Origin of the sequence: Aeromonas sp. 600479 (assembly GCF_049175515.1) — a bacterium.
GTDB classification, from domain to species: domain Bacteria; phylum Pseudomonadota; class Gammaproteobacteria; order Enterobacterales; family Aeromonadaceae; genus Aeromonas; species Aeromonas veronii_A.
In genome coordinates this window covers 299,234-323,056 of the sequence record NZ_JAAKVF010000002.1, presented here as the reverse complement: position 1 = coordinate 323,056, position 23,823 = coordinate 299,234, and the positions used below count along the sequence as shown (strand labels likewise).

The window sequence follows — 23,823 nt, the reverse complement described above, 5'->3', positions numbered from 1 at the left end:
GTTAACGCCATAACTTTGCTTACATATTTGCGGCTGTTATTTATCAGGGCTTTGCTGCAGGATAATCGCCGCGCACAATCTTTTCAGTTTCCATTCAGGTGATCGATGAACATAACCCCCAAGCAGAGAACCCTGGCCATCACCATGCTGATCGCCGTGGTGCTCCTCGGCTGGCTAATCTGGCCCAGTCAACCCCCCAAGGCGATGCTGACCGCTCAAGTGACCCGCGAGGATATTGCCCAGACCGTACTGGCCAGTGGCGTGCTTCAGGCCGTGGAGCAGGTGGATGTGGGGGCTCAGGTCTCCGGTCAGGTTACCAAGCTGGCGGTCGAGGCCGGTGATCAGGTCAAACAGGGAGACCTGCTGGCCGAGATCGATCCCCTGATTGCCCAGAACAACCTCAAGACGGCCGAGGCGGAGCTTGCCAGCAACCGCGCCCAGCTCAAGATCAAGCAGGCTCAACTCAAACAGAACGAGCTCGCCTGGCGGCGCCAGCAGCAGATGTTCAAGCAGGAGGCGAGCTCACGGGCCGATCTGGAGAGTGCCGAGGCCCTGTTGGCGGTCACCCGAGCCGAACTGCAAAACAGCCAGGCCAATATCGACAACGCCCTGATCAAGGTTGAGCGGGCCAAGACCGAGCTGGGCTATACCAAGATCCTGGCGCCGATGGATGGCACCGTCATCAGCATTGTGACCCGTCAGGGCCAAACCCTGGCTGCCAGCCAGACGGTACCGACCGTACTCAAGCTGGCCAACCTCGAGACCATGACGGTCAAGGCGCAGATCTCCGAAGCCGATGTCACCAAGGTCAAAGCCGGCATGCCGGTCTACTTCACCCTGATCGGCGATCCGGATACCCGCTATCAGGGTACGCTTCGCGCCGTGGAGTTGGCGCCCACTAACATCAACGATCAGGCTGCAACCGGTACCACTACCAGCAATGCGGCCGTCTACTACTACGCCCTGTTCGATGTGCCCAACCCCGACCACACCCTGCGGGTGGCAATGACCACCCAGGTGACCATAGTGCTCGGTGAGCGCAAGCAGGTACTCACTGTGCCGCAAACCGCCCTCGGCAAGTCGCTGGGTGACAACGAGTACGAAGTCACCGTGATCAAGGACGATGAGACGACCGAAACCCGTCATATCAAGACCGGTATGAAAGACGAGATCCGTATTGAGGTGATCAGCGGGCTGAGTGAGAAGGAGGAGGTGCAGCTCAATCACGGTACCCCCGCCGCCAATGATGAGATGGCGGTAATGCTATGAGTGAGCCCCTGAACCAGCTGCCGTTGATCCAGCTGAAAGGGGTCGAGCGACGCTACCAGAGCGGCGACAGCGAAGTCACCGTGCTCCACCCTCTTGACCTCACCATCACGGCAGGAGAGATGATCGCCATTGTCGGCGCGTCCGGCTCTGGCAAGTCGACCCTGATGAACCTGCTGGGGTGTCTCGATAGCCCGAGCGGCGGCCAGTATCTGTTTCGCGGTCAGGACACCGCCACCATGGATGCGTTGGCGCTGGCCCGGCTGCGCTGCCACCACTTCGGTTTTATCTTTCAGCGCTACCACCTGCTGCCCCATCTCGATGCCGCCGCCAACGTGGAGATCCCAGCTGTCTATGCCGGCACCAGCCGTCCGGATCGCCAGGCGCGCGCGCGTCAGCTGCTGGGCAGACTGGGACTGCGCGATCGCAGTCACCACACCCCGGGTCAGCTCTCCGGCGGTCAGCAGCAGCGGGTCAGTATCGCCCGGGCGCTGGCCAATGGCGGCGAAGTGATCCTCGCCGATGAACCGACCGGCGCACTTGATAGCCAGAGCGGCAAGGAGGTGATGGCGATCCTCAAGGAGCTGCACGCTCAGGGCCACACCATCATTCTGGTCACCCACGATATGAACGTGGCCAGCCATGCCGACCGGATCATCACTCTCAAGGATGGTCGGATTGAACAAGATAGCGGCCCCAGCCAAACGGCCGTGTTGGTTCCAGCTACCACCGTAGCCCCTCAAAAAATAGTGCCCACTAAAGGTGCCGTGGGCCACGACTGGGATCGTTATCGGGAAGCGGGACGGATGGCGATGCATGCCATGCTCGCCCACCGGATGCGCACCTTCCTCACCATGCTTGGCATCATCATCGGCATCGCCGCCGTGGTGAGTGTGGTCGCTCTTGGGCAAGGGGCACGCGCCAAGGTGATCGACCAGATCAATGCGATGGGCACCAACACCATCGAAATCTTCCCGGGTAAAGGATGGGGCGATGAGAAGATGGCCAGCATCCAGACCCTCAACAAGGGGGATCTCGATGCTCTGCTGGGGCAACCCTATCTTGCGGGCGCCAGCCCCGAGATCGGCAGCTCAGGCCAGTTGCGCTATCGCAACAAGACCAACAGCGGCAACGTGACCGGGGTCGGTAACGACTATTTCAAGGTAAAGGGGATGACGCTGGTCAGTGGTCGCTTACTGGAGTGGCAAGATATTCAGCAGCGGGCTGCCGTCGCCGTGGTGGACAAAAAGAGCATCACCAGCCTGCTTGGCAAGGAGGATCCGGTCGGCAAGGTGGTACTGGTCGGCACCTTGCCGGTGCGGATTGTCGGTGTGGTTTCGCAGGAGACTGGCTTCGGCCCCACCAGCCAGTCGGTCAATATCTGGCTGCCCTACAGCGCGGTGATGAGTCGCCTCATCTCGCAGCACCACTTCAGCCAGATCACCATCCGGGTCAAGGACGGGGTACAACCGGCACTGGCCGAACAAGCGGTGATCGAGCTGATCACCAAGCGCCACGGGGTGAAGGATTTCTTCACCTTCAGCAGCGACAGCATCATCAAATCGGTGGAGAAAACCACCGCCACCATGACCCTGATGGTCTCGGCCATCGCGGTGATCTCGCTGATCGTCGGCGGGGTGGGCGTGATGAACATCATGCTGGTGTCGGTGGTCGAGCGCACCCGCGAGATCGGCATTCGCATGGCCGTGGGCGCCCGCCAGTCGGATATTCTGCAGCAATTTCTGATTGAGGCTGTGATGGTGAGCCTGCTGGGGGGGATCTTCGGCGTCGGCCTCTCGCTCGGTATTGGTGCGCTCTTTTCACTGCTGGTGGACTCCATCAAGATGCAGTTCTCGCTCTTCTCCATCCTGATGGCCTTTGGCTGCTCGTCACTCATCGGGATCCTGTTTGGTTACCTGCCGGCACGCAATGCGGCGCGGCTCGACCCTGTTGTCGCACTGGCGAGGGAATAACAATGCACAAACTCTCCTGGCTGGCTCTCTCTATGGCCCTCAGCGGCTGTAGTCAGCACAGCACCTATCAAAGGCCCGAGCTGGCGATCGCTCCAGCATGGCAACAAGCAGAGGGCGCCCAACTGGCTGCGCAGGCTGGCCCCTGGTGGCAGGAATTTCATGATCCCCGGCTCGACAAGCTGGTCGACGCTGTACTGGCCGCCAACCCTGACATGCGTGTGGCGGCCCTCAAGCTCAAAAGCGCCCGACTGGGCGCCGAGCAGGCCGATACCAACCTCACCCCCTCGGTCAATGGCACTATCGCAGCCAGTGGCAACAAGGATCTGAAAACCGGCAAGGGCACCAACAGTCTAGGCCCCTCGCTGAGCCTCAGTTACGAAGTGGATTTGTGGGGCAAGCTTGCCTCGGTGCGAGATCAGGCAAGCTGGGAGGCGGCGGCAAGCGAACAGGACCTCGCTAGCACCCGACTGCTGTTGATCGGCAATACTCTGGAGCAGTATTGGCAGCTCGGCTATCTCGGCTCTGCCATCGCGCTCGGAGAACAGCAGCTGGCCAACCTGACCCGAACCGAGCAGCTGACCCAGACCAAATACCAGGCTGGCGCCATTACCCGGCTCGATCTGGCGCAGGCACGCCAACAGTTGGCCGGAAAACAGGCTGAGCTGGCCTCCCTCAAGGCGCAGCAGGAGCAGGCTCGCAATGCCCTGCGTCTGCTGCTGGGACGCAGCAGCGGGCCACTGGAGTATGCACCCGCTTCCCTTGCAAACCAGACCATCCCTGAACTTGCGGTGGGTATCCCGGCTGATGTGCTGGCGCGCCGCCCTGATGTCAAAGCGGCCGAATTGCGGCTGCGCAAGACGCTGGCAAAGGGGGACGAGATCCGCACCAGCTTCTACCCCAGCCTGACCCTGACCGGCAGCGCCAGCACCGCATCCGATAGATTGGCGCAGGTGCTGCAAAATCCGGTAGGTACGCTGGGAGCCAGCCTCGCCCTCCCCTTCCTTGAATACAACCGCACCCAGCTCGCCATCGCAAGCTCAGAGCTGGATTACCAGATTGCTGAAACCGAGTTTCGCAAACAGCTCTACACCGCACTAGTGGAGGTGGAAGACAATCTGGCCGCACGCCACTATGGCCAGCAGCGACTCGATTATCTGCAGGAGCAGCTGAGTTATGCCCGGGAGGCCGAACGGCTGGCCAAAGCTCGCTTTCAGGCAGGAGCGACCGGCGTGCAAGCCTGGCTTGATGAGCAGAACCGACTGTGGGATGCCCAGCAGAGCCTGCTGGCCCAGCAAAAAGAGCAGCTCACCACCACAGCCAAAATCTATCGCGCCCTGGGTGGCAGCGATAGCGTGACGCCCCGATAGCGCTTCACCTAGCCATTCCCCACTCTGCCGGCAGAGTGGGGAATATCATCGCCATAGACCATACAGAATTTCCTCTCCCACACTGCAGCCGAACTTCATTGCCCATTATCAGGGGCAGTCATGGCAGCGCAGTCAATTACATGCATCGGTGACCCAGAATATACCGGCCATACCTTACAGCTATCTCTATCCCTCACGCTCCCTGACCAGAGATAACGGTTACCGGATATTCAATCAGCAGAGAGCTTGGCTCTTGCCGAGCGGCGCCCCGTGAATCGTGAGAGACATATCCGAAGCGCATATCTGCGCGACGCATACAAATAGCGATATCACGCAGTTAATCCTGCACGACAAAGTTAATCGCGAACAATGAGTGATATTGAGCAAAGTAACAGTGAAGTGAAACGACGGTAAAAAGGATACAAGCGAGGATGTAGATAACAGTGGGGCGAAGGGGCAGATTGGATAACCACGAGTAAAACGGCAAAAATAATGCCGCCCAAGGGCGGCATTATTCAATCTCTAAACCTGACGAATTAGATCAGGAAATCGTTCAAGTCTTTACCCAGAGCTACTTGAGCAGCAATGGCTTTCGGCATACGGCCTTGACCGGTCCAGGTTTTTTCCTGGCCATCTTCTTCGTACTTGTATTTAGCCGGACGCGGAGCACGCTTGCTCTTGGCTGCGCCAGTCGCAGCAGCCGGAGCAGCGGCAGTCGCCAGCAGCTCGCGAGGATCAATACCAGCCTGCTGCAACATTTCGGTGAATTCATTCAGCTTGCGCTGACGCTCTTCCTGTTCAGCACGCTCCTGTTCGACAGAATCGGCGCGCTCTTGGTAAACCAGGTCAAACTTCTCTTTAGCTTCCAGCAGTTGCTCAAACGGCAGCTCACGAATAGCCGCACGCAGACTGCGAATGTTCAGCAGAACTTTCAGAAACTCGTTCATTATTTCCTCACAAAAAATCGATCACAGGGATTACCGTGTCAGAATAGCATGGACAATTGATAACAACATACTGTTTTTCTGTATTTGTATTATTTTTATTTTGTACTCACTATGCTCTCTTGACACGAAGCGTGATAACAAATCAATGCTCCGTTGTGATCGCAATCCCCCCTCCCTCTGATGGATTATGACCTCAAATATCATAGGGCTCATTAATACCCCATTACGCTCTATCAGAAGACTCCCGTTATAGTAGGTCCAAATATGTCAAACCACAGCAACCTTGATATTCATCAGGTGAAATACTAAAACTAGCAAGTAACTTGTTTGCAGAAAAAACTCAAGCAACCATAAAATTTAACCATTGAAATCATAGTGTTAGAATGCTTTCGATAATGATTTCATATGTCTGAAGAAACATGAAAAGCCTGCATTTGAACATAACAGGCTTTAACCTTTTGTTAGATTACGCTAATTAGCGAGAGCATTACTTTGTACCGATTGCTCAACACTACTGGTCACCGATGTCGCTACAGAACCAGTGAGAAGAGGCTCAGAAGGATAGAGTTTGAGAGCTTCTAGACGCATCGCATTAGCAGCCTCTTTGCGACCTAGTGCGTTAAGTGCGATCACCATATTGGCGTATATGTTGGCACGTGGAGTATGACGTACAAAGGCCTGCCCCCACTCCAGATAAGCCTCCAGTTCAGCCTTGTTGTCTGTCTGCAAACCGACCATTAGACGGACAGCGTTTACATCAAACTCTACTCGTGTCAGCCATGCCATAGGATTGATAATCTCCAGCAACAGCGTCGGCTCTTTATAACCTCCTCGCTCGTATTTGGTGACGACCCAAGCGGTATGAAGGGCAGTCAGCATAAATGGGACAACCAATAAAGGAATGGCTATTGCAATAAATCGCAACAACAACCAGGGACGATACCCCATATCCCACCACGATGATCTACCACAACGCACAAGACAGGTTTCTTCAATCTCGCTGTCAACGACATAAATCAGCGTCAGCAACAACCACCACAATACGATCGCATGGTAAAAGGGATATTCCGTCTGGGTATGGAGCAATATCGGTGTAACCAGGGCAAGCAGTGCCATGGCATTTACCCAACGAACCTTCGCCAGACGCCACAACAATGCACCTCCCATGATCACTATGCCAACCATGGGGGAAATTCCCCCCTCCACAGCCCAATAGAGAAACTCGTTGTGGGGGTGGTCGAGGTTGTAAATTACCATTCCAATATTTGGATCTACCTGCCGAGCCTCTGTGTATGCGTGGAAGAATGCAGATTCAAATCCACCATATCCGACTCCCAGTAACCAGTTCTGAAAAAGTAAACGAAACGTAAAAGGCCAGATATCTGACCGGGCACCACCCGAAAGATATTCATTCATCCCCCGACTCACACCTGACACCCAATACTGAGAAGCGAATCCAAGAACTGCTCCCAGCAAGACCAGGCCGAGCATTCGTACCAATAAACGTTGACGATGCAACTGGGGTCCAAGCAGGATAAATGCTAGCAATCCCCCAAGCTGCCCCACGCGAGACTGCAGCACAATCAACAACAGGCTTGCGGCCAAAATCACCCCATAGCTAACCCTTCGCAACCAAACATGATCATTGCCACGTAGCGCCAGCCAAATGGCCAACGCAATCCCGGTGGCCATAAAGGTCGCCATCACATTTGGCTGTTGAAAGATCCCGTATGGACGATTTGCGTTGGTGTCGTAGCCAATCCAGTTACCTGGCGTCAACAAATAGAACTGTACAAGACCAAGAGCAGCTTCCATTGCGATCGCAATCAAGACGAGATAGAGCAAGCGATCACGCTGTAACCGTTTAAAGCGCCATTGATACAGACCGAATAAAAACAAGAGACCAGCAAATAGCCCCAATAATCTGGGCATAGCATAATCCTTGAGTGGAAATCCTGGATAGAACATGGGAAGCAGAAGCAAAAGTGCACCAATCCATAAAGCCGCTTGTAGTCGAGAAAAGACCAAACGTTGGCGTAAAGTCACTTGCCACAACCCCAACCCAATTGCCAGCGAGGCAAATATCCATCCCCATGCGTTAAACGGCAGATAGAGCCCAGCGCCTCCCGGGTTATGCATAAAAAAATGCATCCCCAGCAACCAATAGAGCGCACATAAAACCATCATGATTCGCGTTAACATCACAGCCCAGCTCCTTAGGCCCACCCATTATTGAAAGGGCATACAAGATACAGACAAAAAGAGAGGGGGCACATTGCCCCCTCGATTACATCAACGATTCCTATTATGCCTCTTCTGGTCGGCGAAATGCATGGCGAATCAGAACAATACCAATACCAACCATTCCTCCAAGCAGGGTCGCCAACACCACAATCAAGGGACGTTTCGGCTTGTCACGGCTAAGTGCTTCATCTGGAGCATCAAGATAGGAGAAAGGACGAAATGAAATACCGTCCAAAGATATGCTTTTTAAACGTGCCATCTTTACCTGCAGAGACTGCAATTTGGGTTGATAAACCTCAAGGTCGATGGATTTCAGTAATGACAGTTTTTCCTCCAAACCTTTCGAACCCAAAGAAATGAGGAGACGATCCCGAACGTTATAATTTTCCAATGGAGCACTGACTCCAGCCGCTTTGGCTACTTTGTTAGCCATCGCCAATTCTACTATTTCCTGTTGCAGGGCACGTTTAGTGTCCTCCTGCATGATCAGGTACTCAGTTTTCATGCCATCCAACTGCAGATCACGCTGTTCAGTGAGCCGGTGTGTCAACTGCTTTTGTTGCAGCTTGACAATGTAGTCAACATACCCCTTCAACATTGCCAGCGACCTTTCGGAAGTGGGGGCCGCAAACTTGAGCTCAACACCCGGCACCTCCCCCTTCTTATCTACGGGCTGAGCCGTGACGGATTTACTCCAGTCGCGCAGCCAACGCACCTGCGCCTTGCTATCCAACCCATGGTTTTTTACAACCTCTGCAAATAAAGGGCTGGCTTTGAGATAGTTACGGCGATTCTCGTAACTGTTGAACTCCAGAATAAATTCCTGGTATAGATCTTTTCCACTGGGAAAACCGCCAAGACCCAATGCAGTTGCATGCTTTGCCACTTTCAGCATCGGAGTCATGTCCTCCAGCTTAGGCTCTGCAACCACTGCCGAAGCTGACCACTGCTGCGGAGCCAACAACGCATAAGAGATACCACACACTGCAAATACGCCAGCAATAAGCACTATCAGCAGCTTCTGGCGCCACAACACCAGCATCAGCTCACGAAAATCAATCTCATCAGAGGCAGCTGGTACTACCCACTGTGCCGGTACATCTGGACTTTTTTCTTTCATCACTGTCTCACGTTAGGTTAAAACAAAAGATACAGGCATTTCAGTATGTAGCAACTCAAACAATTCGATATATGCACAAGGACTGGTCAAAAAATAACATGAGTGACCAGTTAACTAAAACTCATTGTTTCCGTCTAATCCAAGCTAAAAAACGCCATATTGAATTCAACCCCCACAAATAGAGCATAAAAAAACATAAAAAAAGAATAAAGCTTAATAATTCAGGAGCTCGTATTGACTCGAAGTAAATACCAAGTACAGCACATACTGTTGCCAAAAAACAAATAAAGCACAATGCCTGATTAGGAGATAACCCCGCACGCATACATATATGATGTAAATGTTCTCTGTCAGGTTTAAAGGGGGAGTGTCCTTTACGAATGCGCCTAATCATAATCGCTACCATATCAATCAACGGTATAGCAATTAACCATAATGCTGTGACAGGATACATCTGTGCTTTAGGACCTTGCGTACCTTGTAGCAAGGTCCAGATAACTGTAAAGCCTATCAGCATACTTCCAGCATCCCCCATAAAAACCTTGCGACGCGTTCCAAAAGGAAATCCCAGATTAAGAATGACATAGGGGATGACAACGATCATCATCAATAGACAAAACCGAGCTAATAATAACTGTTCGTCAATATAATTAAGGTACGCTAACCCACCAAAGGTGACTAGAGTTAGCCCACCTAGCAAGCCATCGATACCATCAACCATATTAAAAGCATTGATGGCGCCCAGAACGGCAAAAACAGTCACAATATAACCAAGAGGCCCTAATACAATTTCATGGCCAAAGGCTAACCCCCCCAAACTTTTTAGAGAAAGTCCAGCACCAAAGATCATGGTACAAGATATTAATATCTGCACGACCAAGCGGATACGATAGTCAACATCATATTTATCGTCTATTGCTCCCATGATAACCAAGACGGAAGCACATAAGACATAGATATCTGAACTAGTTAATAAATCAGGTTTGAACCATAACGCCAACATCAAAGTCAAATAGATAGAAATCCCACCAACCAAAGGAACTGCACCTTGGTGTAGTTTTCGCTCATTAGGCCGGTCAACTAGATTTATTTGTTTTGCCATCTTTCGTAAAAAAAACAAGCATATAAATGCTGTAATGAAAAAAATTGCATATTCCATTCTATGCCACCAAATAAAGATATAAATATATGGTTAGAAATAAAATCAATTCAATCAAAAATAAAAGCCAGCCCCTAATAAATTAAGCAATTAAAATCAGCATCAATAAAACGATTAAACGAAAAGCTGTTCATATTTATCGACTACACTACGCCATTGATATTTATCACTTGCAATTTGCCTCATCCTCTCCCCGGAATGAACTACATGTTCATCATACTTTTCAATAAGCTGGCGTAACGTTTCTATGCTATTAAAATATAGAGCACTGTTATCTGTAGTATAGCGATTGAAAATACAATCAAATGCATATATTGGCATGCCAAATTGCATGGCTTCAACCAAAGAAGGATTGGTACCACCAGCAGAATGACCATGCACGTATCCCTTACATTGCCTTCTCATCTTATAGAGTACGGAGATATCATAAATAGGATCAACAATCTCTATATTTTCATAATGCGAAAACCTGCTTTTAAGCGCACGACCATATTCACTTGCCTCCCAGTTACCAATGAAGCACAATTTCTCTCTAGATTTAGAAAAGGCAGTCAGGATCAATTCAATATTATTCTCAGGCTCTATCCGACAAAGTGAAAGATAAAAATCATCTTTGACATAATTTTCCTGGTGTTCGACTTGTAATGCATGGTCTCCACCATAAGCTATGACCTCACTGACAACACCATATTCATCCATTACATAATCAGCGATACCCTGATTATCTGATACGACAGCATCTGAAAAACGAACGGCAAGTTTTTCCGAAAATTTCAAAAATTTTTTCGTCAGCCATCCCCACTTGTCGCGCCGCCACTCCAGTCCATCAATATTCGTAACAATACGTGACGAACTAAACAACCGATAGATGGGTAAAAACAAACAACCAGAGACCCCCAATATCAATGTGACATCAGGTTTTTTCTTAAGGCAAATTATCAGACTTAATATATCATAAGGTATACTAGAGACCCCATTAGCCTTGATCGGGAGATATAACAACGAAGCATCTTTATAATTTTCAGATTTTGTCTGATAGGAGTGAGAAGAGCAAAAAATATGATAATTTATACTTTCCGACTGATAATCAACAAGGTTCTGCACTAAAGACTCAAAGCCACCATAGCACGCCGGGACACCTACAGTACCAACAATATAGACTCTTTTCATTTCATTGCACACCCTATAACTTTGAAATCAATATTTTTGGGAAAGCGTTTTGGAGAGGAAAGCACCATTAATTATTCTATATTTCCGATAAGATCCAACCAAAAGACCAATCAAACAATAGAAAAACATAGATAGCTTAGGCACTTCAAACAGTGGACCGCTTAAGAAATATATTGGCGAAAGAGAAAAGAACCAGAAACAAGAATTGAAAAATACTTTATCATCTAAATTATTAACTATGAGTTCAGCTCTCTTTGATATACATGACAGAATAATAATAATAGTTATAAATGTTACTAAGCCCACAATCCCATACTTATACAGTAAATAAGCATATATCGATTCTAAATAAATATCTTTCCCAACCCCAACCCCAAACAATGGATTGGATGATATCGCATCCCATGCGAATAAAATCTGATTAATTCTTGTATTAAAAGAACCAGAACCACCACCAGAAAAATCCAAACCGCCAGAAATTAAATAATTTATACCGGACACTACATATAAAAATCGAGTTTCAATTTCAGTTGAAAAATAATTTAAGAATGAGCTACCTACTACCAAAGCCATTAATATGAAGAATATAACTTTGAAGTCATAAACTCTTTTCACAAAGAGATTGAACACCTTAATTGAAATAAGAATGGATGAGACCAATATAAAATTTCTACTTTGTGTCAAAAAAATCAGAACAAATATTACTACAGCAATCATGAAATTCACAAAGTATGATTTAACTTCAACTCGTTTTTCTACTAGATAGCAAAATCTAGTAAAATAAAAACAAAGTCCCCAAAAAAGAAAGAATGCGTAGTGATACGTTGTATTAAACAGAGAAGTCAGCTTATCAGATAAGATATCTAGTGATTCTCTTTTATATAAAAAGAAACTTATTCCTGGAATGTAAATTTCAACAAATGAAACTAACATAGATATGATCAATACACAAACATATACTTTTTTAAATTTTTCATTAGGTGACTCAACAATATAACCATACACATAACCGACTATTGAATATAACAAAAAATAAATGATTTTCAATCCAGAAAACACATCTGATGCATCATTATTAGAATTTATGAATGTGATACATGTAGCCACTAAAAAAATTAGGAAAAAAATCAAAAAAGCTATAAAGTCACTGAGCTTTACTTTTAAAAAAAATGGCAGAGTCAATACTGGTAGCAAGCTTATTCCAAGCACATGATACATCATACCATTGGTATAAGTAGGGAATATAGGAAATACACAGCTCAAAATAAAAGAAATAGTGAATATTATTTCAAAGTGACTTTTATTTATCACGAGAACCCTCATTCATTAATATATTCATCGAATTCTCAAGACGCGTAGAAAAATAGGCCTCATCTGGGATGCTATGAGAGATGGAATTATCGCCACTTGTTTTCTCTAGCAATTTTATATCAGCATCAAGATCTGTTGACTCATTGTAATTAACTATAAACATCGAATTATATTCGTAATTTATTGATGTTATACATGGTGTATTATTCTTCAGGTATTCATATAGTTTAAGCGGGGAACCATCATGACTTTTCTCAGCCAAGTACGGTAATAATCCAATTTTGAACGAGGATATTAAACGTGGTAATTCATTATATGTAAAACGTCCTTTAATATGTACGCCATTACTGCGTAATTTATTGGACACACTTTTATCATATACTTCACCGTATACAACAACGCTATATCGTTTAGCCAAAGAACAGACAAAATCCACATCAAACTTGTCAGTCACAAAACCAACAAACCCAAAATCATACTCTGCCGCTTTATTACACTGAACACGATCGGAAAATTTACTCGTGAAAACGCCATTTGGTACAATATCAAAGTTAAGCATACGATGCTTGGTGATGGCATAGGCTGCGGCGCCACTGACAGCTGTCATAAAATTATAATTGGCGGCAACATACTGATATTTCAGATCAACCAATCTTTTCTCTTGCTCGCTAAAACAGTTATGTTTGGTGAAATTGTCTATCATATCGTACCAATACATAACTCTGTCAGACTGAACCAAAGGAAATATCGCAAAGGGTGTGAAGTCTATAACCAGTAGAGTATTGTTACCATGTTGGCAATAGTTACTAACAAACAAATCAACATGCTCATTATAACAACCAACTGTCCATGCTCGTTTCTTCAGTGGCCCAAGTAAGTCAAAGCTAGTAACATCAATTACGTTAACACTGTCATAATTAAATTTTTGTTTTCTTTTATTCAAGATTCTTTCATATAAACTGACGGGCCTGTTTAGAACAGTAATACTATTTACATGTTTATTATCTGATAGCACTTCTAGAAATTGAAGATCACGCACTGCAGAACCATAGCAATGCCAAAAATAGAGATCACGATATGGAATAAACAGTATATCAAACATAGCCTGCATTCTCTTGGAGATAAAAAGTGGGGTATAATCATATACCCCAAAAAATTATTGCTATAATACGATTTTATCAATGCTATTAAGATTCATTAGCTTTGATTTCAAGTCATATACGAAACCACAAGGTTTAACACAATGATAGAGTTCATGATCATGAATAAATATATCATGAGGCACCATTAGAGCAACTACATCGTATTTTTTCTCTGGCTCCAGTTTATCAATCATTCGAATGCCATATTCAGTATATACTTCATCTGAATTAGCTACGGGATCGAAAACATCTATATTCAGGTTATATTTTTGCAATGTATTATAAACATCGATCACTTTAGTATTTCTAATATCAGGGCAATTTTCTTTGAATGTAAAACCGAGTATGAGAAGGTCAGAGCCAGGAACAATCATTCCTTTTCTCACCATGCCAGAAATTATTTGGTCACTAACAAAACCCGCCATTCCATTATTTATTTCTCGTGCAGAACGGATCATGTCCGGTGAGTAATTGAACTCGTTAGCTTTCTGCAATAAATAATATGGATCAACCCCAATGCAGTGTCCGCCTACCAAGCCAGGGGTCAATTTAATGAAGTTCCATTTTGTACCTGCCGCATCTAAAACATCAGATACGTTGATACTCATCTTGTTGAACATCATGGCGAATTCGTTCATCAGGGCGATGTTCACATCACGTTGGGTATTTTCGATAACCTTTGCAGCTTCGGCAACTCTGATTGATGTAGCTTTAAATGTACCTGCAGTGATAATAGAACGATATAACTTATCAACAAATTCAGCAACGTCAGGAGTGGAGCCTGAGGTAATTTTCTTAATTGTAGTAAGACGATTTATCTTGTCACCCGGATTGATTCGCTCTGGGCTATAACCGGCAAAGAAGTCTTGATTGAACTTCAGTCCAGAAACACGTTCAATTTCAGGAATGCAGTCATCTTCTGTAGCTCCCGGGTAAACCGTAGATTCATAGATAACAATATCCCCTTTTGATATTACCGAACCAATCATTTGGCTTGCCTTCAATAATGGCGTCAAGTCCGGCTTGAAATGTTTATCTACTGGTGTTGGGACAGTAACTATATAGACGTTGGAATCTTTAATACTTTCGATATTGTAGCTATATATCAAGCGGGTTGCTTCACTCAATTCTTCGGAGGTACATTCTTTAGTAAGATCAACTCCCTTCTGCAGTTGCAGTACGCGCTCTTTATTGATATCAAAGCCTACAACATCAAAATTTTTTCCAAATTCTACAGCCAGTGGTAATCCCACATACCCAAGACCAATAATCGATATTTTTGCGGATTGCATATTTAGTTCCAAATTTAATGAAGTTTACATCAACGTGACAATTGGTAACATTAGAAATAGTTAATCAATGAAGTTTTTTATATCGCATTTTAAAAAACATTATGAATAAGGGCTTATTGTTTTAGCAATTTTATTGATTGACATTTTTACTTCATGCCTGTAATCAAAAATACAGAACAATAATAATCCAAACCAAAAACAATATATATATGGAGCAGCACTAGCCTGCTTTAAGGAGCCAATAATAGAACCTATGACAGCCAACAATGTATAAATATACATTCTAAACCTTGGCAAGGATTTCCAGACATAGATCGAGAACTCCGTTCTAAACACAAGAAATGCCCAAAATGATACAGCTGTACTACTGGCTGCACCAGCTGCACCAAAACTAGGAATTAAAAAGAAGTTGCACGTTATGTTAACTAAAAGTGCCAAGATACATGCTAACATTGAATATGCTGATTTACGTGCAATACCAATCCCAACAACGGTAGTTTCCGATAGTGTATAAAATAACGGATAGGCTAGACAAGCGACCAATATCCATTGTACCGAAGAGTATTGAGCAGGTAAGAAAAAAGATATTACCCATGACAGCATCCCAGCTAAACAAAAGATAATGACAACAAACAGTACGGTATAACGGCCGACCATTGTGATCTTATCATACCCTTCGTCTTTACTTGCCCACTTGTAGACCATCGGAGCCCATACCGTAGAGAATACAGACTGAAGAATTGTGGCCGCTGCAGCGAAACTGACCGAAACAGAATAAATAGCCAGCTCACTATAACTACTCCATCGACTTAATAGGATTCTATCCAGTGAGGTCATTCCCCAAAAAGCAAGACCACCCAGAATTAATGGAAAACCAAAGCTTAACATTTTTTGCAACTGCGATATGTTTACTTTCTCAAAAAAACTCTGGTACCATTCACTACGAGTATTCCAAGCAAAAATAGAAAAAGCCAACATGATTGCCAATGTATTAGCCAGCAAAAGACATTCAAATGTTTTGGCAAAATCAAATAATAGAAAAAAAAGAATAATGACGAGTAAGAAAGCTTTAGGTAATAGCTGGCTCATTGAGAATGCTAGACCACGCTCATTCATTCGTAATACTAGTGACAAAAATCGCGACAAGAAACTGCAAAATAATGCGATTGCAAGTAACCAGCTAACTCCAATAGAGTCTAGACCAAATATAATTTTTGATAATAATGGGCCAAATATCAAGCTTACAGCCAGGGTGGCTACCAGTAATATTAAACCAGGTACCACTGTAGTTTTTAATAATAATGATTTGTTATCTGCCTCATGAAATTCACGAACATAAGCTTGATCTAAGCCAAGAGTAAAAAATAATGTCGCAAAACTCAACACGACATTAAGCAATGCCATCCTACCCACATCCTCTTGGCTAAAAATCCAAGCAATTATCGGGAGTGAAATGATCCCGAATAATGCTCCACCAACGGGGCCAATAGCAAAAAAGAATATTTTTTGAGGTGTCATATAACCGTCTTTTTTACGTTAGTGTTTGACTTCAAACAGTTACGAAAATATTTCTTTCAGCTGCTTAACCAAATTATCCTCACTAAAATAATTGCGTATCTTTTCGTTATTTGAGATCGATATTTTAGGTTCTTGAGGCTTTAGCTCCAAGTTATCTAGTGAAAAAACTTTTATATCCAGCTTGGTGAATAAATCATAAGAACTGGTATCAGCGCACATATAAAGAGTTTTACCCCGTCCCAGCAGATTAATCGCATTACCCATTGCCTGTTGCCGATTATGAGCAAATACGGCAATGTCAACTTCATCCAGTATTTTATTGTATTCATCCAACGACATAAAATCCATCAGAGCATGAAACTTGTCGCCAAACATCGCCTCGCCCTGTTGCTTAACTTGCTCAGCGTAAGCGAAATCACCATAAGATAATGGGCAATATATCTTGTCAACATGATTATTTACATCAAGCTTTACTAGTTTATCAAAAATTCGTTGATGATTATTAGTAACGTCTGCAGAGTTTCCCACTAACAGACTTACCTTAGTGGTATTTTCTGCATATTTCCTTGTTAATCGAGATAAATCTAAGTACCCACCATTGTAAATATTACTCTTATACATAATGCAGTCATAGCGGTGACCCTTAGCATTATACCACTGCTGAGCTTTATGGTAATCTCCTTCTATATAAGTAATAAACCCATCTAATCGACTTATCAAAAAATACCGAAACAATTCCATAACACGATAACGAGCATTTTTAACTGGTAACTCATGATAATATAAATCGCCCCCCCAAATTACCCATAAACACTTATGATGTAACCAAGGCATGAAGCACAGCATTGCAACTAAATGGGGGGAAAAAAGTCCATGTAATATGACCTTATCACTATTATGCAAACACTTTATTATTTTAAATATAGATCTAAAACTATTAACTCTTCGACAATTAAACATTGTCTGTGTTTGTTCATAGTGATATTGGCTTATATCGCCAAAAGTTATGACTGTATGGGTTTCGTCAGTGAAATTACGCTTAAGAATATCTATAAATCCGGGGATAAACTTATCTAAGCAGGCAAGATGTAATATTTTTTTTCTCATTTCAGCTCAATAAAAAGACCAATCTGATTGCAAATATACGTCACTTGTTCATCAGTTAACTCATAGAATAATGGCAGACGAACTAACGTGTCAGTGAAAAAATCCGAATGGGGCAATTCATTGCCTATATATTGGTCTTGGTAAAATTCACTTTTATGCAAAGATAAATAATGAAAAACTGCATGTATATCATTATCTTTTAGATGATTTATCAAGGCCGTACGTTGCTCAAGGCTTTCACATACTAAATAAAACATATGTGCATTATTAGTAGCATACTCAGCCACTTTAGGTAGCTTAATATTAGTATTTGTCAATTTAACTGACAAGTTATTATAATAATGTTGCCATATCGCTTTTCGCCTTGCCTGAATAGCGTCAATATTTTCAAGCTGAGCATAGAGATAAGCAGCAATGATATCAGATGGAAGAAAGGATGAGCCAATGTCTACCCAACCATATTTAGCAACTTCACCACGAAAGAATGAAGAACGATTAGTTCCTTTCTCACGGATAATTTCTGCACGATGTATATACCGCTCATCATTAATAGCTAATAGCCCGCCTTCACCCGATATTATGTTCTTGGTTTCATGGAAGGAAAAGGTACCAAAAGTACCAATACTGCCGAGTGGTTTCCCTTTGTAATAGCTATCTATCGCTTGTGCCGCATCTTCCACCACAGGAACATTATATTTCTTAGAAATTGCCATGATTGCATCCATATCACATGCAACACCTGCATAATGTACCACTACAATAGCTTTTGTTTTGGAAGTAATTAGCTTAACAAGCTGTTCAGGATCAATATTTGGGTGGTCTGCATAGCTATCAGCAAAGATGATTTTCGCTCCTCGCAACGCGAATGCATTGACTGTCGAGACAAACGTATAAGACGGAGCAATAACTTCATCACCAGGCTGGATGTCTAACAATAGGGCAGCCATTTCTAAAGCGTCTGTGCACGATGTAGTCATCAAAACTTTTTTAAAACCATAACGCGTCTCAAAAAAATCATGACATTTTTTGGTAAACGCTCCATCGCCAGAAATTTTTCCGGCTGCAACAGCTTGAGCGATATAAACTACTTCTCGACCATGTAAATATGGCTTATTAAATGGAATCATAATTAGCTCACCGTCATATAAATTTAATATAATGCACCATTAATAGAGTAATCAGCGCCATTAATATATGATGCATCTTTTGAAGATAAAAAACAAACTAATGTTGCAATCTCATCTGGTGTTGCAAATCGTCCAGTTGGTATATCTTTTTTTATTTTATTAAGGATATCCACACTAATACAATTTATCATATCTGTTTCTGTATATCCTGGCGATATGGAATTTACGGTTACCCCTTTAGCGGCACCTTCTAAAGCTAAGGCTTTTGTAAAACCTAAAACACCAGCCTTTGATGCGCAATAATTAACCTGTCCAAACTGTCCTTTATGTGCATTAACAGAAGATATATTTATTATTCTACCAAATCCGTTAAGCCTCATATGAGAAAATACAGGCTGAGTAATATTAAATAAAGATATAAGATTTACATTAATTACTGATAGCCATTCATCATTGGTCATTTTATGAAAAGGCTTGTCGCAAGTTACTCCTGCATTATTTACCAACACATTCGGCATCAACTCATTATCTGACAAATATGAATATAGATCATCACAGCTCTTTTTTTCTGTCAGATCCAACTGATACGATGTCACATTTGGCAATTCAACTGGTGCAGGTGTATTTTTATATGTGTACACAACACGATGATTTAGTGCCGCCATCTTTTTTACAATGGATAATCCAATCCCTCGACTACCACCAGTAACAAGCACATTCATAAAAATCCCTTTTACTTACTATTCAACTCAGTAATGTATTTCTCTTCTAACTCTAAAAGATCCATTTTTCGCTCTTTGATTCGCTTAGCTGGGATACCAAAATATATACCCCATGGCTTAGTACTTTTCGTTACCATCGACATAGCACCAACAGAACACCCTTCAGATATAACAACACCTGGTAATATAGTACTTTTGGTTCCCACAATTACATGCTTTCCTATTGAGACAGCCTTGAATGTTTCCTTTTTGAATTTTTTGGGAATAGTTGGATTAGTCATTGTCTCACCTGAATAGTCATCACTTTGAGTGAAAACATGACAACCATATGCAAGTCCAGAAAAATCATCCATGGTGATACCTGATATTCCACCAGCCAAATTACAATAGGCTGCTATATGAACATTCTTACCTATTCTTATTACACCAGAAATAAGACAAAAATCATCTATTCTAGAATTATCATCAATAGTGATCTCTTCTGGATTATAAATAGAACATTTATCACTTATCTTAACATTAGCACCAATATGTTTGAATCCAATGTTTTTAAGCTGATCTTCTGTTAAGAATGCCATTTAAATTCCCATCTCCTCAAAATGATATATAGCTACCGAAAGGCTGTTTTATGGAAAGATATAAAAAATACAAAAATCTTATATTTTTATCATTTAACCAAATTACTAAAATGACAAATGTCTACAAAAATGGATCAGCATCAATAAATGAAGGTTGCTGTTGGTCTTTGTCTGATAGACGATAATCTATATATTGATCAGACCATGTTATGGCTAGTTGCCCATCGTTCCAGAGAATACCTCTATCGCTATCTCTGCAATAATAATTTGTTGTCTTATATAAAAAATCTGCTGTTTCGGTCAAGGTTACAAATCCATGCGCAAATCCTTCCGGGATCCACAGCTGTCGCTTGTTTTCTCCAGAAAGGTGAACGCCTACCCATTGCCCGAAGGTCGGGGAGCTTTTACGAATATCTACCGCTACATCAAACACTTCACCGGCCACACAACGCACCAGCTTGCCCTGGGCATGGGGCGGTAATTGATAGTGCAATCCACGCAACACCCCTTTCGATGATTTGGAGTGATTATCCTGCACAAACGTCACCGGATACCCTACCGCCTCTTCAAACAACTTGTGGTTGAAACTTTCAAAGAAAAAACCTCGCTCATCACCAAACACTTTTGGCTCAAAGATAAGCACATCTGGAATTGCTGTCTTGATTACATTCATATGTAGTACCGAGATTCGGGAGCATAATACTATTTATCACTCCCAAGTTACCTTTAAACCTTTGCGATCATTTTAAACAGATACTGCCCATACGCATTCTTTGCCAACGGCGCTGCAAGTTCACGCACCTGGTCGGCATTGATAAACTTCTGGCGATACGCAATCTCTTCCGGGCACGCCACTTTCAACCCCTGACGGGTCTCGATAGTTTGAATAAAGTTGCTCGCTTCAATCATGCTTTCATGGGTACCGGTATCCAGCCAGGCATAACCACGGCCCATCATGGCCACCGACAGATTGCCTTGCTCCAGATAGATACGGTTCACATCGGTAATTTCCAGCTCACCTCGGGGCGACGGCTTCAGGCTCTTGGCGATCTCCACCACGCTGTTGTCATAGAAATAGAGGCCGGTCACCGCATAGTTGCTCTTGGGCTCCAACGGCTTCTCTTCCAGAGAGATAGCAGTGCCCGCCTTATCAAATTCCACCACCCCATAACGCTCGGGGTCATGCACATGGTAGGCAAAGACGGTCGCGCCACTCTCTTTGGCCGCTGCGGCCGCCAACTGTTTCTGCAGGTCGTGGCCGTAGAAGATGTTGTCCCCCAGCACCAGCGCACAGGGGTCTGACCCGATAAACTCTTCACCCAGAATAAAGGCTTGTGCCAACCCGTCCGGACTTGGCTGCACCTTGTACTGCAAATTCAGGCCCCACTGACTGCCGTCCCCCAGCAGTTGCTCAAAACGGGGGGTATCTTGCGGCGTGCTGATGATCAAAATATCGCGAATTCCCGCCAGCATCAGGGTGCTGAGCGGGTAGTAAATCATCGGCTTGTCATAGATGGGCAGCAGCTGCTTGCTCACTGCCATGGTGACCGGATAGAGACGAGTGCCAGAGCCACCGGCCAGAATAATGCCTTTACGTTTGGTCATGATGCTTGTTTCTTATTTTGAAATTGCAAAAGAAAAGGGTGGCTTGCGGCCACACCTTTCTGTTTTATCCCTGCCAGCCAGAGAGGCGTTCAACACATCCCTGACCAGTGATTTATTTGCCCAGGATCTCGGTCAACATCCGCTCTACACCGACGGTCCAGTCCGGCAGCACCAGCTCGAAGGTGCGCTGGAATTTGCCAGTATCAAGGCGGGAGTTATGAGGGCGTTTGGCCGGGGTCGGGAAGGCGCTGGTCGGCACCGCATTGAGCTGTGTCACAGCCAGTTCAACCCCGGCCTCTCTGGCTTTGGCAAACACCAGCTGGGCGTAGTCAAACCAGGTGGTGGTGCCGGAGGCAATCAGATGATACAGCCCGGCGACCTCGGGGTTGCGCTGCGCCACGCGGATCGCATGGGCGGTGCAATCAGCCAGCAACTCGGCGCCGGTCGGAGCGCCAAACTGGTCATTGATGACCGACATCTCGCTACGCTCTTTGCCAAAGCGCAGCATGGTCTTGGCAAAGTTGGCACCCCGAGCGGCATAGACCCAGCTGGTGCGAAAAATTAGGTGACGAGCGCAGAGAGCCGCCCCCTGTTCCCCAACCAGCTTAGTTTCGCCATAGACGTTGAGCGGGGCGGTGGCATCGGTTTCCACCCAGGGACACTCGCCGCTGCCATCGAACACATAGTCGGTGGAGTAATGCACCAGCCAGGCACCCAAGGCTTCCGCTTCTTTGGCAATCGCAGCCACGCTGGTCGCGTTGAGCAGCTCGGCAAACGCCCGCTCGCTTTCGGCCTTGTCGACTGCGGTGTGGGCTGCGGCATTGACAATCACGTCCGGCTTGACCAGACGTACCGTGTCGGCCACCCCGGCCGGGTTGCTGAAATCACCGCAATAGTCAGTGGAGTCAAAATCAACGGCCGTGATACGCCCCAGCGGCGCCAGTGCGCGTTGTAGCTCCCAGCCTACCTGACCGTTTTTGCCAAACAGCAGAATATGCATCAGGCACGCTCCCCGTAGTTCTGTTCGATCCAGGACTGATAGGAGCCACTCTTCACGTTGTTGACCCACTGCTGGTTATCCAGATACCACTGTACGGTTTTGCGAATACCCGACTCGAACGTTTCTTGCGGTTGCCAGGCAAGCTCACTGCTCATCTTGCTGGCATCGATGGCATAGCGGCGATCGTGGCCGGGGCGATCCGCCACATAGGTGATTTGCTCACGATAAGAGCCCGCCTTCGGCACCATCTCGTCCAGCAGATCGCAGATGGTGTGGACCACCTCCAGATTCTGTTTCTCGTTATGGCCGCCGATGTTGTAGGTCTCCCCGACCACGCCTGTGGTCACTACCTTGTAGAGCGCACGCGCGTGATCTTCCACATAGAGCCAGTCACGGATCTGGTCGCCCTTGCCATAGACCGGCAGCGGCTTGCCATCAAGCGCGTTAAGAATGACCAGCGGGATCAGCTTCTCGGGGAAGTGGTACGGGCCGTAGTTATTGGAGCAGTTGGTGACGATAGTCGGCAGGCCGTAGGTACGGCGCCAGGCACGCACCAGATGGTCACTGGAAGCCTTGGAGGCAGAATAGGGGCTGCTGGGGGCGTAGGGGGTGGTTTCGGTAAAGAGCGGCAATGGCTCACCGGCAGCCACTTCATCCGGATGGGGCAGATCCCCATATACCTCGTCAGTGGAGATATGGTGGAAGCGGAAGGCCGCCTTGCGCTGATCATGAAGACCATTCCAGTAAGCGCGAGCCGCTTCCAGCAACATATAGGTGCCGACGATATTGGTCTCGATAAAGTCAGCCGGCCCTGTAATGGAGCGATCAACATGGCTCTCGGCGGCCAGGTGCATCACCGCATCCGGCTGGTGCAGGGCAAACACCCGATCCAGCTCGGCACGGTTGCAGATATCCACCTGCTCAAACGCATAACGCTCGCTTGTCGATACATCGGCCAGGGATTCCAGATTGCCGGCATAGGTGAGTTTATCGAGATTGATAACAGAATCTTGGGTATCACGGATGATATGGCGCACCACGGCAGAGCCGATAAAGCCGGCACCGCCGGTCACGAGGATTTTCATAGATATGTATCTCTTGCGAGGCGTTGATGTGACATCGGATAGAGGCTGGCTGTTCACTGGTGCACTGTTGAAACACCTAAATAGACGGCA

Annotated in this window: 20 protein-coding genes; 3 read left to right on the top strand and 17 right to left on the bottom strand. The window is 45.6% G+C overall.

The features are described 5' to 3' along the window. The first annotated feature begins 105 nt into the window (after positions 1-105). Genes macA through G5149_RS04195 form a run of 3 tightly spaced genes read left to right on the top strand, consistent with a single transcriptional unit; the run spans position 106 to position 4,606 of the window. On the top strand, positions 106-1,269 hold the full coding sequence (macA, locus tag G5149_RS04205; RefSeq protein ID WP_335855151.1) for a macrolide transporter subunit MacA: 1,164 nt from the start codon (positions 106-108) through the stop codon (positions 1,267-1,269). After that, the gene (locus G5149_RS04200) at positions 1,266-3,239 is read left to right on the top strand and encodes a MacB family efflux pump subunit (protein WP_163128074.1); all 1,974 of its coding nucleotides are present in this window, start codon (positions 1,266-1,268) and stop codon (positions 3,237-3,239) included. Before macA ends, G5149_RS04200 begins: the two co-directional genes overlap by 4 nt. A gap of 2 nt (positions 3,240-3,241) precedes the next feature. Next, a complete protein-coding gene (locus G5149_RS04195; protein ID WP_421211722.1) occupies positions 3,242-4,606 on the top strand; it encodes an efflux transporter outer membrane subunit in 1,365 nt (454 codons plus the stop codon). A 536-nt stretch (positions 4,607-5,142) separates the two neighbouring features. Here G5149_RS04195 and G5149_RS04190 read toward each other — a convergent pair. The 17 genes from G5149_RS04190 to rfbB all read right to left on the bottom strand — a co-directional run bounded on the left by G5149_RS04190 (position 5,143) and on the right by rfbB (position 23,733). Next, positions 5,143-5,553, bottom strand: a complete 411-nt coding sequence (locus G5149_RS04190; RefSeq protein ID WP_005344269.1) for an H-NS family nucleoid-associated regulatory protein — start codon at positions 5,551-5,553, stop codon at positions 5,143-5,145. A 471-nt stretch (positions 5,554-6,024) separates the two neighbouring features. Then, on the bottom strand, positions 6,025-7,755 hold the full coding sequence (locus G5149_RS04185; RefSeq protein WP_421211720.1) for a Wzy polymerase domain-containing protein: 1,731 nt from the start codon (positions 7,753-7,755) through the stop codon (positions 6,025-6,027). A gap of 103 nt (positions 7,756-7,858) precedes the next feature. Continuing rightward, the gene (locus tag G5149_RS04180) at positions 7,859-8,917 is read right to left on the bottom strand and encodes an LPS O-antigen chain length determinant protein WzzB (protein WP_421211718.1); all 1,059 of its coding nucleotides are present in this window, start codon (positions 8,915-8,917) and stop codon (positions 7,859-7,861) included. Positions 8,918-9,038: 121 nt separating this feature from the next. Further along, entirely contained in the window at positions 9,039-10,076 is a 1,038-nt protein-coding gene (gene wecA, locus G5149_RS04175) for a UDP-N-acetylglucosamine--undecaprenyl-phosphate N-acetylglucosaminephosphotransferase (RefSeq protein ID WP_421211716.1), read from the bottom strand. Positions 10,077-10,190: 114 nt separating this feature from the next. After that, the gene (locus G5149_RS04170) at positions 10,191-11,246 is read right to left on the bottom strand and encodes a DUF1972 domain-containing protein (protein ID WP_421211714.1); all 1,056 of its coding nucleotides are present in this window, start codon (positions 11,244-11,246) and stop codon (positions 10,191-10,193) included. Between the two features lie 27 nt (positions 11,247-11,273). After that, positions 11,274-12,557 carry an O-antigen ligase family protein gene (locus G5149_RS04165; protein WP_421211712.1) on the bottom strand — a complete coding sequence of 428 codons (1,284 nt, stop codon included), beginning with the start codon at positions 12,555-12,557 and terminating at the stop codon, positions 11,274-11,276. Next, positions 12,547-13,659: a hypothetical protein gene (locus tag G5149_RS04160; protein ID WP_421211710.1), complete on the bottom strand. Its 1,113-nt coding sequence runs from the start codon at positions 13,657-13,659 to the stop codon at positions 12,547-12,549. Before G5149_RS04160 ends, G5149_RS04165 begins: the two co-directional genes overlap by 11 nt. A 60-nt stretch (positions 13,660-13,719) precedes the next feature. After that, positions 13,720-14,991 carry a nucleotide sugar dehydrogenase gene (locus tag G5149_RS04155; protein WP_421211708.1) on the bottom strand — a complete coding sequence of 424 codons (1,272 nt, stop codon included), beginning with the start codon at positions 14,989-14,991 and terminating at the stop codon, positions 13,720-13,722. 99 nt (positions 14,992-15,090) lie between these two features. Beyond that, complete coding sequence (locus G5149_RS04150) at positions 15,091-16,509, bottom strand: lipopolysaccharide biosynthesis protein (protein WP_421211706.1); 1,419 nt, start codon at positions 16,507-16,509, stop codon at positions 15,091-15,093. Positions 16,510-16,548: 39 nt separating this feature from the next. Then, positions 16,549-17,616 carry a TDP-N-acetylfucosamine:lipid II N-acetylfucosaminyltransferase gene (locus tag G5149_RS04145; protein WP_421211704.1) on the bottom strand — a complete coding sequence of 356 codons (1,068 nt, stop codon included), beginning with the start codon at positions 17,614-17,616 and terminating at the stop codon, positions 16,549-16,551. Continuing rightward, positions 17,613-18,743 carry a dTDP-4-amino-4,6-dideoxygalactose transaminase gene (rffA, locus tag G5149_RS04140; RefSeq protein ID WP_421211702.1) on the bottom strand — a complete coding sequence of 377 codons (1,131 nt, stop codon included), beginning with the start codon at positions 18,741-18,743 and terminating at the stop codon, positions 17,613-17,615. Before rffA ends, G5149_RS04145 begins: the two co-directional genes overlap by 4 nt. A gap of 23 nt (positions 18,744-18,766) precedes the next feature. Beyond that, the gene (locus G5149_RS04135) at positions 18,767-19,465 is read right to left on the bottom strand and encodes an SDR family NAD(P)-dependent oxidoreductase (protein ID WP_421211700.1); all 699 of its coding nucleotides are present in this window, start codon (positions 19,463-19,465) and stop codon (positions 18,767-18,769) included. Between the two features lie 11 nt (positions 19,466-19,476). Further along, entirely contained in the window at positions 19,477-20,043 is a 567-nt protein-coding gene (locus tag G5149_RS04130; protein ID WP_421211699.1) for an acyltransferase, read from the bottom strand. 121 nt (positions 20,044-20,164) lie between these two features. Next, positions 20,165-20,716 carry a dTDP-4-dehydrorhamnose 3,5-epimerase gene (gene rfbC, locus G5149_RS04125; RefSeq protein ID WP_421211697.1) on the bottom strand — a complete coding sequence of 184 codons (552 nt, stop codon included), beginning with the start codon at positions 20,714-20,716 and terminating at the stop codon, positions 20,165-20,167. Positions 20,717-20,769: 53 nt separating this feature from the next. After that, complete coding sequence (gene rfbA / locus G5149_RS04120) at positions 20,770-21,648, bottom strand: glucose-1-phosphate thymidylyltransferase RfbA (RefSeq protein WP_421211695.1); 879 nt, start codon at positions 21,646-21,648, stop codon at positions 20,770-20,772. A gap of 112 nt (positions 21,649-21,760) precedes the next feature. After that, the gene (gene rfbD, locus G5149_RS04115) at positions 21,761-22,648 is read right to left on the bottom strand and encodes a dTDP-4-dehydrorhamnose reductase (RefSeq protein ID WP_421211693.1); all 888 of its coding nucleotides are present in this window, start codon (positions 22,646-22,648) and stop codon (positions 21,761-21,763) included. Next, positions 22,648-23,733 (bottom strand): dTDP-glucose 4,6-dehydratase, encoded by a 1,086-nt coding sequence (gene rfbB / locus G5149_RS04110; protein ID WP_421211691.1) that lies wholly within the window; start codon positions 23,731-23,733, stop codon positions 22,648-22,650. Before rfbB ends, rfbD begins: the two co-directional genes overlap by 1 nt. Positions 23,734-23,823: the final 90 nt, after the last annotated feature.

Excerpts from the sequence above, each read along its gene's own strand:
- G5149_RS04135 (WP_421211700.1), bottom strand. The coding sequence starts at position 19,465 with ATGAATGTGCTTGTTACTGGTGGTAGTCGAGGGATTGGATTATCCATT.
- rfbC (WP_421211697.1), bottom strand. The coding sequence starts at position 20,716 with ATGAATGTAATCAAGACAGCAATTCCAGATGTGCTTATCTTTGAGCCA.
- G5149_RS04160 (WP_421211710.1), bottom strand. The coding sequence starts at position 13,659 with ATGTTTGATATACTGTTTATTCCATATCGTGATCTCTATTTTTGGCAT.
- G5149_RS04130 (WP_421211699.1), bottom strand. The coding sequence starts at position 20,043 with ATGGCATTCTTAACAGAAGATCAGCTTAAAAACATTGGATTCAAACAT.
- wecA (WP_421211716.1), bottom strand. The coding sequence starts at position 10,076 with ATGGAATATGCAATTTTTTTCATTACAGCATTTATATGCTTGTTTTTT.
- G5149_RS04170 (WP_421211714.1), bottom strand. The coding sequence starts at position 11,246 with ATGAAAAGAGTCTATATTGTTGGTACTGTAGGTGTCCCGGCGTGCTAT.
- G5149_RS04145 (WP_421211704.1), bottom strand. The coding sequence starts at position 17,616 with ATGAGAAAAAAAATATTACATCTTGCCTGCTTAGATAAGTTTATCCCC.
- rfbD (WP_421211693.1), bottom strand. The coding sequence starts at position 22,648 with ATGCATATTCTGCTGTTTGGCAAAAACGGTCAGGTAGGCTGGGAGCTA.
- G5149_RS04200 (WP_163128074.1), top strand. The coding sequence starts at position 1,266 with ATGAGTGAGCCCCTGAACCAGCTGCCGTTGATCCAGCTGAAAGGGGTC.
- rfbB (WP_421211691.1), bottom strand. The coding sequence starts at position 23,733 with ATGAAAATCCTCGTGACCGGCGGTGCCGGCTTTATCGGCTCTGCCGTG.
- rffA (WP_421211702.1), bottom strand. The coding sequence starts at position 18,743 with ATGATTCCATTTAATAAGCCATATTTACATGGTCGAGAAGTAGTTTAT.
- G5149_RS04180 (WP_421211718.1), bottom strand. The coding sequence starts at position 8,917 with ATGAAAGAAAAAAGTCCAGATGTACCGGCACAGTGGGTAGTACCAGCT.
- G5149_RS04195 (WP_421211722.1), top strand. The coding sequence starts at position 3,242 with ATGCACAAACTCTCCTGGCTGGCTCTCTCTATGGCCCTCAGCGGCTGT.
- G5149_RS04190 (WP_005344269.1), bottom strand. The coding sequence starts at position 5,553 with ATGAACGAGTTTCTGAAAGTTCTGCTGAACATTCGCAGTCTGCGTGCG.
- G5149_RS04185 (WP_421211720.1), bottom strand. The coding sequence starts at position 7,755 with ATGTTAACGCGAATCATGATGGTTTTATGTGCGCTCTATTGGTTGCTG.
- macA (WP_335855151.1), top strand. The coding sequence starts at position 106 with ATGAACATAACCCCCAAGCAGAGAACCCTGGCCATCACCATGCTGATC.
- G5149_RS04150 (WP_421211706.1), bottom strand. The coding sequence starts at position 16,509 with ATGACACCTCAAAAAATATTCTTTTTTGCTATTGGCCCCGTTGGTGGA.
- G5149_RS04155 (WP_421211708.1), bottom strand. The coding sequence starts at position 14,991 with ATGCAATCCGCAAAAATATCGATTATTGGTCTTGGGTATGTGGGATTA.
- rfbA (WP_421211695.1), bottom strand. The coding sequence starts at position 21,648 with ATGACCAAACGTAAAGGCATTATTCTGGCCGGTGGCTCTGGCACTCGT.